We start from the raw sequence: 12075 nt of genomic DNA, 5'->3' as shown, positions 1-12075 counted from the left end.
CCACTCAGGCCCCGGACAGCACCACTGCCGTCGCGCCCGAGATCTCGACGACAGTGACTTCGGCGCCGGGCTCGATGACCTCGCGGTCCAACGACCGCGCCGACCACACGTCGCCGCCGATGCGCACCCTACCCCCGTGGCCGTCCACAGTGGACACCACGATGGCCGTGCTGCCCACCAGCGCCTCCACGCCCGACTTGTGCCCGGACCCCAGCGCCATCCGGCGCTTGATCGCGGGCCGCGCGCCCGCCACCAGCCCCAACGACACCAGGCCGAACACGATCGCGCTGATGACCGCGTCCGCGCCCAACGCCGACGCGCCCGCCGCTCCGAACGCGGCCAGACCCAGCATGACCAGCACGAAGTCGCCCGACAGGATCTCGGCCGCCACCAGGACGACACCGAGGACCAACCAGATCAGCGCGGCCACCGCTCCATCCTCGCACTTTCCGCGACCGCCGGTGGGTGTTTCAGGCCGCCGGCTCGGTCACGAAGTCGATCAACCGCTCCACCGCGCCGATCAACGGCGTCTCCAGGTCCCGGAACCCCGACACCCCCGCCAGCACCCGACGCCACCCCTCCCACGGCTCACCCCAGCCCAACGCGGCGCACACCCCCTCCTTCCACGGCACGCCCCGCGGCACCACCGGCCACGCCGCGATCCCCACCGACGACGGCTTCACCGCCTGCCACACGTCCACGTACGGATGACCGGTGACCAGCACGTTGTCGTCCCGGACCGCCGAGACCAGCCGCGACTCCTTGCTGCCCGCCACCAGGTGGTCCACCAGCACACCCAGCCGCCGCCCCGGGCCCGTGCCGAACTCCGCGATCCGGTCGGCCAGCACGTCCACCCCGTCCAACGGCTCGACCACGACGCCTTCCACCCGCAGGTCGTGCCCCCACACCCGCTCCACCAGCTCCGCGTCGTGCACGCCCTCCACCCAGATCCGGCTGTCCCGGGCCGTGCGGGCGCGCAACCCCTCGACCCTCACCGACCCCGACGCCGAGCGCGCCGGTGCCGCCGCCGAGGGCGCGGGCCGCACCAACGTCACCGGCTGCCCGTCCACCAGGAACCCCGCCGGGCGCAGCGGGAACAACCGGTGCCGCCCCTGCCGGTCCTCCAGCACCACCTGGCCGTGCTCGAAGCGCACCACCGCGCCGCAGAACCCCGACGCCGGGTCCTCCGCCACCAGGCCGACCTCGGCCACCACCTCGGGCACCGTCCTGCGCTTGCGGCCCGACAGCACGTCGCGGCCGTAGTCGTGTGATCGCACGGCCGGCGACGTTACCGGCCCGCGGCCACCGAGGGGTGCTCGGGGAAGAACCCGGCGAACACCGCGCACCACGCCGCCAACCGGTCGCCGTCCACCACCGCCGACCAGCGCTCGATCCCGTCACGCAGATCCGGCGAGGCGTAGGCGAAGTCCACCGCGTCCACCGCCGGGTCGCCCACGCACGGCCGCGGGTCGATCGCCACCGACCCGCGCGCACCCGCGTCCAGCACGTTGCCGAAGTGCAGGTCACCGTGCAGCAGCGTGGCCGGTACCCGGTCGCGGGCCAGCTCCGCCGCCCGCGCGTGCGCCGCGTCGTGGTCACCGGGGTGCCGCCGGCGCAGCACACCGAAGATGAAGTCCACCCGCTCGCTCAACGGCGGGAACCCCTCCGGCGGCGCCACGTGCAGCTCGCGCAGCACCTCGGCCAACCCCGGACCGTCCGCGGCCGGTGTGCCCGGCACCAGGCCCTCCAGCAGCAACGCGCCCCGCGCCGGGTCGGCCGCCAGCACCCGCACCATCCGCGGCGACGGCTCCCACGCCCGCAGCGCCGCCAGCTCCTGCGCCGCGATCGGCGGCTCCGGCGTCACCTTCAGCACCACCGGCTCACCGTCGCGCGTGCACCACACCGCGTGCGAGGTGCCCCCGGACAGCGGCCGCACCACCCGCAGGCCCCAGTCCCGGCACAACCCCGCCACCAGCACGTCCAGCCCGGACAGCCACGACCGCACCCCCGGGCCGAACCGCCGCGCCATGCGGTCGGACAGCGACCCCGTCACCGGTCCAACCTCAGGATGAACTCCTCCACGTCCTCACCGCGCCCCTCGGCGAACCCCACGTCCTCGCCGACCGCCACGAACCCGCACTTCTCCAGCACCCGCAGCGACCCCAGGTTGTCCACCGCCGCCCGCGCGTACAGCGGACGCCGCGGCTCCGACCGCAGGAACAGCTCCAACCCCGCCGTCGCCAACCCCTTGCCCCAGTGCTCCCGGTCGATCCAGTACGTCACCTCCGGCTCACCGAACCGGGTGAACCGCGCGACGTGACCCACCACCTCGCCGTCGAACACCACCGTCCGCGCCACCGCCGAGTCGTCGGCCAGGATCCGCGCCCACCGCACCAGGAACGCCGCCCGGTCCGACGGGTCGGCCGACGTGAACGCGGCCATCCGCACCGCCTCCGGATCGCGCTGGTGCTCGAAGAACGCCAACACGTCGGCAGCGGTCACCTCGCGCAGTTCGACGCCCACGCGGCAAGTACACAACACCGACCCGCCCCGGAAGAAGATCCCCCTCCCCGGATCCGCCCGGCGGGTTCGCCCCGGTCAGAACGCGGGCCAGGGGATCGCCGGCCAGTCGTTGGACGGCTCCGGGTACACCCCCGCCGCCAGCAGCTTCTCCACCCGCTCGGTCAACGCCCGCACCTCCGCGCGCGTCAGGTGCTCGTGCAGCCGGTCCGACAACCCGCCGTCCAGCCCCGACCGCAGCCGCCGCAGCGCCTCCACCGCCTCCTCGGGCAGCTCCTCGCCCAACCAGCCCCACAGCACCGTGCGCAGCTTGTCGTCGGAGTGCAGGCAGATCCCGTGGTCCACCCCGTACACCGCGCCGTCGACCGCGTGCAGCACGTGACCGCCCTTGCGGTCGGCGTTGTTCACCACCACGTCGAACGCCGCCATCAACCGCACCCGCGGGTGCTCGGCGTGCACCAGCACCGCCGGCTCCCCGTACCGGTCGTGCGCCCGCAACACCGAACGCCACCCCGGCCGCACCTCGTCCACCGGCACGATGTCCACCAGGTCGTCGTCCTCGCGGGTCTCCACCCACAGCTGCACCATGCCCGACCCGAACGGACCCTCCCGCAGCACCGTCGGCGGCACCAGGTGCACCCCGGCCGCCTCCGACACCAGGAACGTCGCCACCTCGCGGCCCGCCAGCGTGCCGTCGGGGAAGTCCCACAACGGCCGCTCGCCCCGCACCGGCTTGTACACGCACTGCGCGGTCACGCCGTCCAGCGCGATCCCGCAGAACAACGTCGCGTTCGACGCGTCCACCAACCGGCCCTCGACCTCGATGCGGCCGCGCCGCAGCAGCTCGAGCACCCCGTCGTCAGCCGGACCCACCGCCGCGCTCAGCCCTCGTCCGAACGACGGTAGCCGTTCTGCCGCGGGCACACGTGCCCCTCCGGGTCCAACGGCTCCGCGCACAACGGGCACGGCTTGCGGCCCGCCCGCACCACCCGGTCGGCGCGCTCGGCGAACGCCCGCGCCTCCACCGGGCTCAGGAACACCCGCACGGCGTCCGGACCCTCCTCGGTGTCGTCGAGCACCACCGCCTCGTCGACCTCCTCCTCGGTGATCGCGAGCAGTTCGATGACCACCGCCCGGGACTCGGCGTCCCAGCCCAGCCCCATCGTGCCGACCTTGAACTCCTCCTCGACCGGCACCGCGAGCGGTTCGGTGTCCCGGAGGTCCTCGGGGACCGCGTCGGGCACCTCCGCGCCGAAGCGCCGGTGCACCTCCTCCAGCAGCGAGCCGATGCGCTCGGCGAGTACGGCGACCTGTTGCTTCTCCAGCGCCACGCTGACCAGCCGGGCCTCCTCGGAGGCCTGCAGGTAGAACGTGCGCTCGCCAGGCTGCCCGACGGTGCCGGCGACGAACCGGTCGGGCTGGCGGAATACGTGGATGACGCGTGCCATGACAACGAAGACCCTAGGCCACGCGTGCAAGATCGGCAGCCCTGCCCCCGCGCTTTTCCCCGACGGCGAACGCCACCGGAGCCGATCGGCGCCGACCGGTCCGCCGCGCGCCCCGCTAAGGTCGCCGCGTGGTGAAGATCGCACCGTACGGAACGTGGACATCGCCCATCGGCGCGGCCGACGCCGCCGCCGCCGGCGGGGGCCTGCACTGGGTCGACCTGCACAACGGTCGCCCCTGGTGGGCCGAGGGACGCCCCGCCGAGGGCGGCCGGGTCGCGCTGGTGCGCGACGGGCAGGACCTGCTGCCGCCGCCGTGGAACGCGCGCAACCGCGTCCACGAGTACGGCGGCCGGCCGTGGGTCGTGCTGGACACCCCCGAGGGGACGCGCGTGGCGTTCACCAACTGGGACGACCAGCGCGTCTACGTGTTCGACCCCGACGACCCGCGGCCCGTCCCGCTCAGCCCCGAGCCCGAGCGCCACCACGGTCACCGCTACGCCGACCTCACCGCCGGGCCCGGCCACGCCGAGGTGTGGTGCGTGCGCGAGACCGTGACCGGTGACGCGCGCACCGACGTGCGCCGCGACCTGGTCGCGCTGCCGCTGGACGGCTCGCCGCCTCGGGTGCTCGCCGCCAGCCACCACTTCATGACCGGGCCCCGGCTCTCGCCCGACGGCCGCCACTACGCCTGGATCGGCTGGGACCACCCGCGCATGCCGTGGGACGGCACCGAGCTGTGCGTGGCCGAGGTCGGCTCCTCCGAGTACCGCGTGCTGGCCGGCGGGGAGACCGAGGCCGTGTGCCAGGTCGAGTGGGAAGGCGACTCGCTGCTGGCGCTGACCGACCCCGACGGCTGGTGGAACCTGTTCCGCATCGGCCTGGACGGCACGGCGAAGAACCTCGCGCCGTGCGCCGAGGAGCTCGGAGGGCCGATGTGGCGGCTGGGCAACCGCTGGTTCGCCGCCATCGGCGCGGGCCGCTACGCCGTGCTGCGCTCCGGCGCGCTGGCCGTGCTCGACGAGCGCAGCGGCACCGTCACCGACGTCGACGTGGACCTGCCGGTCTGGCACGCGCACCTGGCCGTGCACGACGGCGTGGTCGTCAGCGGCGCCGCCGGGCCGCTGGCCGAGTCCGCCGTCGTGTCGCTGGACCTGTCCACCGGCGTGCTCACCGAGCACACCTCCGGCGAGTCCGCGTTGCCGGTCGACTACCTTCCCGTGCCCGAGGAACGCGTGTTCCGCGGACCGGACGGCGACGTCCCCGCCTACGTCTACCCGCCGCGCAACCCCGACTTCGCCGGGCCCGACGACGAGAAACCGCCCTTCGTCGTGCACGTCCACGGCGGGCCCACCGGCCGTTCGTCGGCCGTGCTCGACGCGGAACTGGCCTATCTGACCAGCCGCGGGATCGGCGTGGTCGCGGTCAACTACGGCGGCTCCACCGGCTACGGGCGGGCGTTCCGCGAACGGCTGCGCGAGCAGTGGGGCGTGGTCGACGTGCGGGACTGCGCCACCGTCGCCCAGGCGCTGGCCGACTCCGGTGCCGCCGACGGCGACCGGCTCGCCATCCGCGGCGGCAGCGCCGGCGGCTGGACCTCCGCGGCGTCGCTGACCTCGGTGAAGACCTACCGGTGCGGCATGGTCGCGTTCCCCATCCTCGACCTGGCCGGCTGGACCGGCGCGGGCGGCGAGACCCACGACTTCGAGTCCCGCTACGTCGAGGGCCTGGTCGGGCCGTGGCCCGCGACGGCCGACCGGTACGCCGAGCGGTCGCCGTCGCACCGCGTGGACCGGCTGGCCGGGCCCGTGCTGCTGCTGCAGGGGCTGGAGGACGAGATCTGCCCGCCCGAGCAGGCCGACCGGTTCGCCTCGGCGCTGGACGGCAGCGGCATCCCGCACGCCTACCTCACGTTCGAGGGCGAGCAGCACGGGTTCCGCAAGGCCGAGACCATCGTGGCCGCGCTGCAGGCCGAGCTGTCGTTCTACGGGCAGGTGTTCGGGTTCACGCCCGAGGGCGTGCCGGTGCTGGAGCTGCGCCGGTGACGTCCGACGCGCCGGGGGCGGCCGCGGTCGCCCCCGGGCCGGGCCGGCTGCGCCCAGGCGACCGCGTGGTGGTGGTCAGCCCCGCCGGGCCGTGCGCGGCCGGACTCCTCGACGCGGGCACGGCGTGGCTGCGCACGTGGGGACTGGACGTGCGGGTCGACGCCCATGCCCTGGACACCCACCCGACGCTGGACTACCTCGCCGGGACCGACGCCGACCGCGCGCGTGCGTTCGAACAGGCCTGGCTCGACCCGTCCGCGGCCGCCGTGCTGTGCGCCCGCGGCGGGTACGGCAGCCTGCGCATGGTCGACCTGGTCGACTGGACCGCCCTCGCGGCGCACCGCAAGGTGTTCGTCGGCTCCAGCGACACCACCGTGCTGCACGAGCGGTTCTGGGCGCACGGCCTGCCCACGTGGTTCGGGCCGATGGTCGGCACCCGGGCGTTCGTGGAGGACGCCGAGGCCCGCGAACGGCTCCGCGCCGCCCTGTTCACCGGCGTCACGGCCTACCGCGGGGTCGGTCGGGTCGGGGGTGTGGCCCGCGGCCCGGCCGTCGGCGGCAACCTCAGCCTGCTGACCGCGCCGCCACCGCCCGGCGCGGTCGTGCTGCTCGAAGACGTCAACGAGGAGCCCTACCGGCTCGACCGGATGCTCACCGGCCTGCTGCGGACGGGCTGGTTCGACCAGGTCGCCGGGCTCGTCCTGGGCTCGTGGACGGGGTGCGGCGACCCGTCCGCCGTGCTCGCCGACCGACTGGGCGGCCTCGGCGTGCCGATCGTCGCCGACGTCCGGTTCGGGCACTGCGCGGGTCAGCTCACCGTGCCGCTGGGCGTGCCCGTCGAGATCGACGGCGACACCGGCACGGTGACCGTGCGGGCGTGACCGTGCCGCCTCGACCGGGCCGGCCGTTGACGCCGGTGAAGTCCCGGATCGTGTCGTAGGTCCACAGCACCCGGCCGTGCCCGCGCCGAGTGCGCCCGCGGTCCGCCGTCGTTGCCTCCTTCTCGGGACCAGGCCGGGACTTGCTGGTCACCGCCGGGCCGTGACCCGGCGAGCTGATGCCGGGGTGTGCCGCCGTCGGCCGGTGACGCGGCGGCACAGCACCCGCTGCCCGTGGCCGGGTCCACCGCGCACACCGCGCCCGGGCCGGCGAAGTGGGTCGCGAGGTCGAGCCGGTGGCCGTCCAAGCTCGTGCCCCACCGGTTGCCGGGGATCCCGCCGCTGGACAGCGGCACACCCAGCCGCCGACGCCACACCACCTCGCCGGCCCTCGGGTCAGCGGTCGTCGCGCAGCGGCTGGTTCTCCCGCAAGGTCCGGGTGTCGCGGCGCACCTCCTCCGCCCGGTCGCTGACGGCCTGGACCTCGGCGGCCAGGTCCGGGTGGGAGCCCCGCAGCTTGGCCAGCGCCGCCGTCAACGGCTCCAGCAACGCCACCGCGTCGTCCTCCGCCAACGCCTCCCGCACCACGACGTCCATCCGCCCCACCTGTCCGGCGAGGCTGCGCAGCGACGCGGCGTTGTCGCGCGCCCACCGCGACACCGCGCGGTCGGCCGCCCGCTTGTCCCGTTCGGCACGCACGCGGCCCTCGGCCGTCGCGCCCAGGTCCGACGGGCGCAACCTCAGGTACCGGCGCTCCGCCGCCTGTCTGCTGGCCACGCCCAACGCGGGCGCCAGCTCCGCCCAGCTCGTGCCCAGCTCCCGCGCCGCGGCGATCAGCTGTGGTTCCCACCCGGCCAGCTCGTCGCGCAACCGCCGCAGGAGGACCAGCGCGGACAGCACCTGCCCCGGGCTGAGGTCTTCCCCCGTCGCCGCCGCTCGGACGGTCTCGTAGTCCCCGATCGCCATGGCGTCAACTTACTGACGACATTCGGGGTTGTCAACGGATTGACGACGTGCTACAACTGTGTCGGCAGCGCAACACCAGCGCATTGACCACACAGACCAGGAGGTGTTCCCGATGTTGATGCGCACGGACCCGTTCCGCGAGCTGGACCGGCTGGCGCAGCAGTTCTTCACCGGACCGGGCACCTGGTCGCGGCCCACGCCCATGCCGATGGACGCCTACCGCACCGGGGACGAGTTCGTGGTGGAGTTCGACCTGCCCGGCGTCACGCCCGACGCCATCGACCTCGACGTCGAGCGCAACGTGCTCACCGTGAAGGCCGAGCGGCGCCCCAACCGCACCGACGACGTCGAGATGCAGCTGTCCGAGCGTCCGCTGGGCGTGTTCTCGCGCCAGCTGTTCCTCGGCGACTCGCTCGACGCCGACCGGATCAAGGCCGACTACGACTCCGGCGTGCTGACGCTGCGCATCCCGATCGCGGAGAAGGCCAAGCCGCGCAAGATCGCCATCGGCCAGACCGACGGCGCACCGAAGGAGATCAACGCCTGACCGTCCACCGCCGTCGGATACCGGATGTGCGCCGGGTCTACGGCAGGTAGGCCCGACGCACGTCATCCGACCACCACCACGACAACACCGCCACGACAACACCAGGGCGGCAGCGCACGCAGGCGCTCCCGACCGCACCGACACCCGACACGGACCGGGCGGCGGGTCCGGCGCGGCGAGTCGCCGGATCGGGCCGGTCGCCCGCCGGCAGGATCGTCGGCCATGCGACCGGCACCGGGGGAAGTGCTGCACTTCTCCGAAGACCCGACGATCACCCGGTTCCGCCCGCACGTCGCCGCCACCGCCCGACAACCCGGGGCCTACGTGTGGGCCGTGGACCACGCACGAGCCCCCGACTACTGGTTCCCTCGCCAGTGCCCGCGTGCGATGGCGTGGGTGGAACCCGCCACCACCGCCGAGGACCGGGCGTGGCTGGGCGCGGGCCGGGTGCACGCGATCGAGATCGGCTGGCTGAGCCGGATGCGGACGACACGCCTGTACGCCTACCGGTTCGACGCCGGGGCGTTCCGGCCGTTCGGCGACCCGCCCCACGCGCACGTCGCCACCGAGCCGGTCGACCCACTTGGCCCGCCCGAGCCCGTGGGCGACCTGCCGGCGTTGCACGAGGACGCCCGCATCGAACTGCGACTGACGGCCAACCTGTGGCCCTTCTGGCGTCGGGTCACCACGAGCACCCTCGCCTTCAGCGGCATCCGCCTGCGCAACGCCATGCCCGAACCGGACTGACGGACCCGGACCCGTGCGTCGCCGCGTGGGAGGGTTGCCGACATACCGACCGGTCGGTACCCTCGCGACGTGGACGAACGGCGCATCGACGCGGTGGTGCTGGACTGGGGAGGCGTGCTCACGGTCTCCGTGCCCGCCTTCATCGACGACTGGCTGACCTCGGAGAACATCGACCGGAGTCACTACGGCCGGACCATGCGGACCTGGATGGGCCGGGAAGCGGCCCCCGACAACCCGGTGGACCGACTCGAGACCGGCGACCTCACGCCCGCCGAGTTCGAAGCGCTCCTGGCCGCCGAGCTGATCACCCTCGACGGACGCGAGGTGGCGTCGAAAGGCCTGCTGCGCCGCATGTTCGGCAGCGCCCACCCCGACCCGAAGATGGTCGACCTGGTCCGCGAACTGCGCGCCGACGGCCTGCGGACCGTGCTGCTGTCCAACAGCTGGGGCGAGGGCTACCCCGAAGAACTGCTGCTGGAGCTGTTCGACACGATCGTGATCAGCGGCCGGATCGGCCTGCGCAAGCCCGACCCGCGCATCTTCGAGCACACCCTCGACCGGATCGGCCTGCCCGCACACCGGTGCGCGTTCTTCGACGACGCGCCGGTCAACGTCGAAGCGGCGCAGGCGGTCGGCCTGCACGCGCACCGGCACACCGACGCCGACACGACCCGTGCGGTGATCGCCCAGCTCAGGGGAGTCGCCGCATGACCGAACTGCCCGGCCTGGACCTCGACCGGCTCGCCACCCACCTGGGCACCGGCCCGTTGACCGGCGAACTCATCCCCGGCGGGCGGTCCAACCTGACCTACCGCGTCACCGACGGCGGCCGGCGCTGGGTGCTGCGCCGGCCGCCACTGGGCCACGTGCTGGCCACCGCGCACGACATGTCCCGCGAGCACCGGGTCATCAAAGCGCTGGCCGACACCGCCGTGCCCGTGCCGCGGGTCGAGCTGCTGTGCGAGGACACCGACGTCATCGGCGCCCCGTTCTACCTGATGGAAGAGGTACCGGGGGTGGCGCTGCGGCACCGCGACCAGTGCCCGTGGCTGACCCCGGACCAGGCCCGCGCGCTGTCCGAACGGCTGGTCGACGTGCTCGCCGACCTGCACGCCGTCGACCCCGAGGACGTCGGACTGGCCGACTTCGGCCGACCGGACGGCTTCCTCGAGCGCCAGGTCGCCCGCTGGGGCAAGCAGCTCGACGCCTCCCGCAGCCGCGACCTGCCCGGCATCGACGACCTGCGCGACCGGCTCGCCGACAGCGTCCCCGACTCGGCCCGCGACACGATCGTGCACGGCGACTACCGGCTGGACAACGTCCTGGTCACCCAAGACCCGCTGAACATCAGCGCGGTGCTGGACTGGGAGATGGCCACGCTGGGCGACCCGCTGGCCGACGTCGGCCTGCTGTGCGTGTACTGGAACGGCGTCGGCGCGCACGAGGACGACCCGATCACCGGCACCGTGCCCACGCTGCCCGGGTTCGCCAGCACCGACGAGCTGGTGCGCCGTTACGCCGAGCGCAGCGGCGCCGACACCAGTGGTCTTGCCTGGTACACGGCGTTCGCCTACTTCAAGCTCGCCGTGATCCTCGAAGGCATCCACTTCCGCTTCACCCGCGGCAAGACCGTGGGCGCGGGGTTCGACCAGATCGGCCAACTCACCCTGCCGCTGGTCCGGCAGGGACTCGCCGCGACCTCAGGGGAGCATTGATGGACTTCGCCTACGACGCCAAGACCGAGGAACTGCGCGAGAAGCTGCTGCGGTTCATGGACGAGTTCGTCTACCCCGCCGAACCGGTCGCCGAGCGGCAGCTGCGCGACGCCGAGGACCCGTGGGCCCGTCCCGCGGTGCTGGAGGAGCTCAAGGCCGAAGCCCGAAGGCAGGGCCTGTGGAACCTGTTCCTGCCCGACCCCGAGCACGGCGGCGGTCTGACGAACCTGCAGTACGCGCCACTGGCCGAGATCACCGGCCGCAGCCCGCACCTGGCTCCCGAGGCGCTCAACTGCGCCGCGCCGGACACCGGGAACATGGAGGTGCTGGCGATGTTCGGCACCGAGCAGCAGAAGGAGCAGTGGCTGCGGCCCCTGCTGGACGGCGAGATCCGGTCCGCGTTCTGCATGACCGAGCCGGACGTCGCGTCCTCCGACGCCACCAACATCGCCACGAGCATCGTGCGCGACGGCGACGAGTACGTCATCAACGGCCGCAAGTGGTGGTCGTCGGGCGCGATGAACCCCCACTGCGCGATCTTCATCGTGATGGGCAAGACCGACCCCGACGCCGAACGGCACCGCCAGCAGGCCATGATCCTGGTGCCGCGCGACACGCCAGGCGTGCACGTGAAGCGCGGCATGCACGTCTTCGGCTACACCGACGCCTCCCACGGCGGGCACGCCGAGATCGTCTTCGACAACGTCCGGGTGCCCGCGGACAACCTCATCGCCGGCGAGGGCGAGGGCTTCGCGATCGCCCAGGCGCGCCTCGGCCCGGGCCGCATCCACCACTGCATGCGGCTGATCGGCATCGCCGAACGCGCGCTGGAGCTGATGTGCCGTCGTGCGATCTCGCGGGTCGCGTTCGGCCGGCCGATCGCGCACCAGGGCGTCGTGCAGGAGTGGATCGCCGAGTCTCGGGTGCGGATCGAGCAGGCGCGGCTGCTGGTGCTCAAGACGGCGTGGCTGATGGACACCGTCGGCAACAAGGGCGCGCACACCGAGATCCAGGCCATCAAGATCGGCACGCCGCTGATGGCGGAGTGGGTGCTGGACAAGGCGATCCAGGCGCACGGCGCGGGCGGGGTGAGCCAGGACTTCCCGCTGGCCGAGCTGTGGGCCTCGGCGCGGACCCTGCGCCTGGCCGACGGTCCCGACGAGGTGCACCGGATGTCGTTGGCGAAGCGAGAGCTCAAGCGGTATTTGTGAC

14 protein-coding genes are annotated in these 12075 nt (G+C 73.5%); 7 read left to right on the top strand and 7 right to left on the bottom strand.

The annotated features are described in order from the left end of the window. Positions 1-4: 4 nt before the first annotated feature. The 6 genes from FHX81_RS01600 to FHX81_RS01575 all read right to left on the bottom strand — a co-directional run bounded on the left by FHX81_RS01600 (position 5) and on the right by FHX81_RS01575 (position 3968). Positions 5-430, bottom strand: a complete 426-nt coding sequence (locus FHX81_RS01600) for an NfeD family protein (RefSeq protein ID WP_141974872.1) — start codon at positions 428-430, stop codon at positions 5-7. 40 nt (positions 431-470) lie between these two features. After that, complete coding sequence (locus FHX81_RS01595) at positions 471-1277, bottom strand: DUF3097 domain-containing protein (protein ID WP_141974871.1); 807 nt, start codon at positions 1275-1277, stop codon at positions 471-473. A gap of 11 nt (positions 1278-1288) precedes the next feature. Next, entirely contained in the window at positions 1289-2053 is a 765-nt protein-coding gene (locus FHX81_RS01590) for an aminoglycoside phosphotransferase family protein (RefSeq protein WP_141974870.1), read from the bottom strand. Next, positions 2050-2523 (bottom strand): GNAT family N-acetyltransferase, encoded by a 474-nt coding sequence (locus tag FHX81_RS01585; protein WP_141974869.1) that lies wholly within the window; start codon positions 2521-2523, stop codon positions 2050-2052. Before FHX81_RS01585 ends, FHX81_RS01590 begins: the two co-directional genes overlap by 4 nt. Before the next feature lie 75 nt (positions 2524-2598). Further along, a complete protein-coding gene (locus FHX81_RS01580) occupies positions 2599-3393 on the bottom strand; it encodes an SCO1664 family protein (RefSeq protein ID WP_141974868.1) in 795 nt (264 codons plus the stop codon). A gap of 8 nt (positions 3394-3401) precedes the next feature. Then, a complete protein-coding gene (locus FHX81_RS01575; RefSeq protein ID WP_073893192.1) occupies positions 3402-3968 on the bottom strand; it encodes a DUF3090 domain-containing protein in 567 nt (188 codons plus the stop codon). 128 nt (positions 3969-4096) lie between these two features. Here FHX81_RS01575 and FHX81_RS01570 point away from each other — a divergent pair, with 128 nt between their 5' ends. Then, positions 4097-6010: a S9 family peptidase gene (locus FHX81_RS01570; RefSeq protein WP_141974867.1), complete on the top strand. Its 1914-nt coding sequence runs from the start codon at positions 4097-4099 to the stop codon at positions 6008-6010. Then, entirely contained in the window at positions 6007-6891 is an 885-nt protein-coding gene (locus FHX81_RS01565) for a S66 peptidase family protein (RefSeq protein ID WP_141974866.1), read from the top strand. The genes FHX81_RS01570 and FHX81_RS01565 overlap by 4 nt, the downstream gene beginning before the upstream one ends. 393 nt (positions 6892-7284) lie before the next feature. On the opposite strand, the gene FHX81_RS01560 is transcribed toward FHX81_RS01565, so the two are convergent. After that, positions 7285-7854 (bottom strand): HSP18 transcriptional regulator, encoded by a 570-nt coding sequence (locus FHX81_RS01560; RefSeq protein WP_141974865.1) that lies wholly within the window; start codon positions 7852-7854, stop codon positions 7285-7287. A gap of 112 nt (positions 7855-7966) precedes the next feature. Here FHX81_RS01560 and FHX81_RS01555 point away from each other — a divergent pair, with 112 nt between their 5' ends. From FHX81_RS01555 to FHX81_RS01535, 5 genes are all read left to right on the top strand, one after another. Further along, complete coding sequence (locus FHX81_RS01555; protein ID WP_141974864.1) at positions 7967-8401, top strand: Hsp20/alpha crystallin family protein; 435 nt, start codon at positions 7967-7969, stop codon at positions 8399-8401. Between the two features lie 222 nt (positions 8402-8623). Continuing rightward, on the top strand, positions 8624-9148 hold the full coding sequence (locus FHX81_RS01550) for a DUF6886 family protein (protein WP_141974863.1): 525 nt from the start codon (positions 8624-8626) through the stop codon (positions 9146-9148). A gap of 69 nt (positions 9149-9217) precedes the next feature. Continuing rightward, positions 9218-9859 carry an HAD family hydrolase gene (locus FHX81_RS01545; protein WP_141974862.1) on the top strand — a complete coding sequence of 214 codons (642 nt, stop codon included), beginning with the start codon at positions 9218-9220 and terminating at the stop codon, positions 9857-9859. Beyond that, the gene (locus FHX81_RS01540; RefSeq protein ID WP_141974861.1) at positions 9856-10863 is read left to right on the top strand and encodes a phosphotransferase family protein; all 1008 of its coding nucleotides are present in this window, start codon (positions 9856-9858) and stop codon (positions 10861-10863) included. Before FHX81_RS01545 ends, FHX81_RS01540 begins: the two co-directional genes overlap by 4 nt. Further along, positions 10863-12074 carry an acyl-CoA dehydrogenase family protein gene (locus tag FHX81_RS01535; protein ID WP_141974860.1) on the top strand — a complete coding sequence of 404 codons (1212 nt, stop codon included), beginning with the start codon at positions 10863-10865 and terminating at the stop codon, positions 12072-12074. Before FHX81_RS01540 ends, FHX81_RS01535 begins: the two co-directional genes overlap by 1 nt. Position 12075 lies beyond the last annotated feature (1 nt).

It is taken from the genome of Saccharothrix saharensis, assembly GCF_006716745.1.
Classification (GTDB): Bacteria; Actinomycetota; Actinomycetes; order Mycobacteriales; family Pseudonocardiaceae; genus Actinosynnema; species Actinosynnema saharense.
Note: the sequence above shows the minus strand (reverse complement) of the source record. Positions and strands in the feature narration are given on the sequence as shown.